This window comes from Stenotrophomonas capsici (genome assembly GCF_034961085.1).
GTDB lineage: Bacteria > Pseudomonadota > Gammaproteobacteria > Xanthomonadales > Xanthomonadaceae > Stenotrophomonas > Stenotrophomonas capsici.
In genome coordinates this window covers 1-2,900 of sequence record NZ_JAYFUH010000247.1, presented here as the reverse complement: position 1 = coordinate 2,900, position 2,900 = coordinate 1, and the positions used below count along the sequence as shown (strand labels likewise).

3 protein-coding genes are annotated in these 2,900 nt (G+C 69.1%); 2 read left to right on the top strand and 1 reads right to left on the bottom strand.

Features of this window, described 5'->3' with window-relative positions; genetic code table 11:
- The first annotated feature begins 61 nt into the window (after positions 1–61).
- Both VA603_RS12505 and VA603_RS12500 read left to right on the top strand, forming a co-directional pair.
- Positions 62–1,234, top strand: coding sequence for a sensor histidine kinase (locus VA603_RS12505; protein WP_323439043.1), 1,173 nt, complete (start codon positions 62–64; stop codon positions 1,232–1,234).
- Entirely contained in the window at positions 1,231–1,866 is a 636-nt protein-coding gene (locus VA603_RS12500; RefSeq protein ID WP_323439042.1) for a response regulator transcription factor, read from the top strand. The genes VA603_RS12505 and VA603_RS12500 overlap by 4 nt, the downstream gene beginning before the upstream one ends.
- Positions 1,867–2,024: 158 nt before the next feature.
- Here the strand turns inward: VA603_RS12500 and dmeF are convergent.
- On the bottom strand, positions 2,025–2,900 hold an 876-nt coding region (dmeF, locus tag VA603_RS12495; RefSeq protein ID WP_323439041.1), incomplete at its 5' end, for a CDF family Co(II)/Ni(II) efflux transporter DmeF.

The following is a 2,900-nucleotide window of genomic DNA, read 5'->3' as shown; positions in this document are numbered from 1 at the left end:
CTGGTACACAGGCTCGCGCAGGCGACGGCGCACGGGCAGTCACCGCAGTCACCCGCGGACCCTGCCGGAAGTCACTTTCTGCATCCACCCCCTTGCCGCCGGCGTTGCGCGCCACCAGCATGCCGGCATGGAAATCGGCCCTCTGCCGCGCTGGCGCGGACTCCTCCACCCCCTCAACCTCGCCGGCCTGCTCACCTGGCTGGCGGTGGCCTTCACCCTGCGCTACGGCGAGGCCGCGCAGCTGCCGTGGCGCTGGGGCTGCGCGGCGGTGTTCCTTGCAGCCTTCCTGGTCGCCACCGCGCTGCCGCACCGGACCTGGCAGCGCAAGGTGTTGCTGCTGGTTGAAGCGGTGAGCGCGCTGGCGCTGATCCGGCTGGCCCACTACAGCGGCGTGGCGCCGGCCCTGCTGGTGATGCTGGCCGCGCAGATCGCCGCCACCTGGCCGCTGCGCATCACGCTGCTGCTCATCGCCGCGGTGAACGTGGGCATGTACCTGGTCCTGCGCGACGTGCACGCGCATGCCGGCGTGGTGGTGCTGATCTTCGCCGGCTTCCAGGCCTTCGCCATGCTGACCACCCACTACGCGCACAGCGCCGAGCAGGCACGCGACCGCCTGGCGCTGGTCAACGCCGACCTGCTCGCCACCCGTGCCCTGCTCGCGGAAAGCTCGCGCGATGCCGAACGGCTGCGGCTCTCGCGCGAACTGCACGATGTGGCCGGCCACAAGCTCACCGCGTTGCGCCTGCAGCTGCGCGCGCTGGCCGGGCGCAGCGACGCGCCGGCCGAACTGGCCCTGTGCGAGCAGCTTTCGGCCGAACTGCTGGGGGACATCCGGGCGGTGGTGCATTCCCTGCGCGACGGCGGCCAGCTCGACATCGCCACCGCGCTGCATGCGCTGGCCGCACCGCTGCCGCGGCCCCGCCTGCACCTGGCGATGGACGAGGCGGTGCAGGTGGGCACCACCGCCAAGGCCGAAACCCTGCTGCGCTGCGTGCAGGAAGCGCTGACCAACAGCGCCCGCCATGGCGAGGCACAGGTCCTGCAGGTGACACTGCACCAACACGAAGGGAGATTGCTGCTGGACATGCACGACGATGGCAGGCTGCGCGGCCAACTGCGCGAAGGCAACGGACTGACCGGCATGCGCGAGCGCGTGGCGGAGCAGCACGGCACGCTGGAACTGCAACGCACCGCCACCGGTGCACTGCACATCCACGTGGAGCTGCCGGCATGAGCACCCGCCCCCGCATCGCCCTGGTCGACGACCAGGCGCTGATCCGCGCCGGCCTGCGCGCCTTGCTGCAGCAGCAGGGCGTGGAGATCGTGTTCGAGGCCGACAGCGGCCAGGCCCTGCTGGAGCAGCTGCCGCACCAACCGGTGCAGCTGATCGTCTCGGACATCCGCATGCCCGGCATGGACGGCATCCAGGCACTGCAGGCACTGCGCGAGCGCGGCGACGTCACGCCCTGCCTGTTCCTGACCACCTTCGATGAAAGCGACCTGCTGCTGCGCGCCACCGACGCCGGCGCACAGGGCTTCCTGCTCAAGGACGCCGCGCCGGAGGACCTGCGCCAGGCCATCGACCGCATCATCGCCGGCACCACCCTGCTGCAGCCGGTCAGCACCGACCCGGTGCGGCAGCGCTACCGCTATCACGCCGATGACGCGCCGAAGGAGCTGTTCAGCCAGAAGGAAGTGGCGGTACTGCGGTTGATGGCCGGCGGCTACAGCAACCGCGAGATCGCCGGCAGCCTGTTCCTGGCCGAGGGCACGGTGAAGAACTACGTATCGACCATCCTGGACAAGCTCGATACCCGCGACCGTACGCGGGCAGTGCTGAAAGCCATCACGCTGCGGATCATCTGAGGCGCACGCATGACCGCCCCCTCCCTTGCGTAGCAGGGGAGGGCTGGGGAGGGGTGCCTTTCACGACAGACCCAATCACCGCGTCAACCGCGCGCCCTCTTCCAGCCCTGCACCGTTGCTCCGCAAAGAAAGGGAGAAAGCAACAGCAGCAGCCGCACCTAGCCGGCGCTGCGTACTTCCACCGTCACGTGCACGATCTCCTCATGGATCGACAGCGCGCGGTGGAACACGTCCGCACCGACACCCGGCGCGGTCACCACTTCCATCGCGCAGGAAAAGCGCCCACGACCCACCTGCCAGACATGCAGGTCGCTGATGCGCGCCGGTACGTCACCCTGCTCCACCGCTTCGCGGATCTCGGCCACCACCGGTGCATCCATCTCCGCATCCAACAGTACGCGGCCGGTCTGGCGGATCAGTCCCCAGGCCCAGGCCGATACCAGCACCGCGCCGACGATGCCCATCAGCGGGTCCAGCCAGGACGCGTTGAAGTACAGCCCGCCCAGCAGGGCGACGATCGCCAGCACCGAGGTGGCCGCATCGGCCAGCACGTGCAGGTAGGCCGAGCGCTGGTTCAGGTCATGATGGTGGTGGTGATGGTCGTGTCCGTGATGGTGACTGTGGTCGTGGTCATGACCGTGCCCATGATGATGGTGCGCGTGCTGGTCGCGCAGCCACCACGCGCACAGCAGGTTCACCGCCAGGCCCACCACCGCGATCGCGATGGCCTGCTGGTAGTGGATGGGGCTGGGCTTGAGCATCCGCGCGATCGACTCGAACGCCATGATCCCGGCCACGCCCAGCAGCAGGATCGCACTGGTGTAGCCGGCCAGGATCTCGATCTTCCAGGTACCGAAGGCGAAGCGCGGGTCGTCCCGGTACCGCCGCGCGCAGGCATAGGCGAACGCGGCCAGCCCCAATGCCAAGGCATGCGAGCTCATGTGCCAACCGTCGGCCAGTACCGCCATCGAGTTGAACCACCAGCCACCGGCGATCTCCACCACCATCATCACGACGGTCAGGGCCATGGCCCG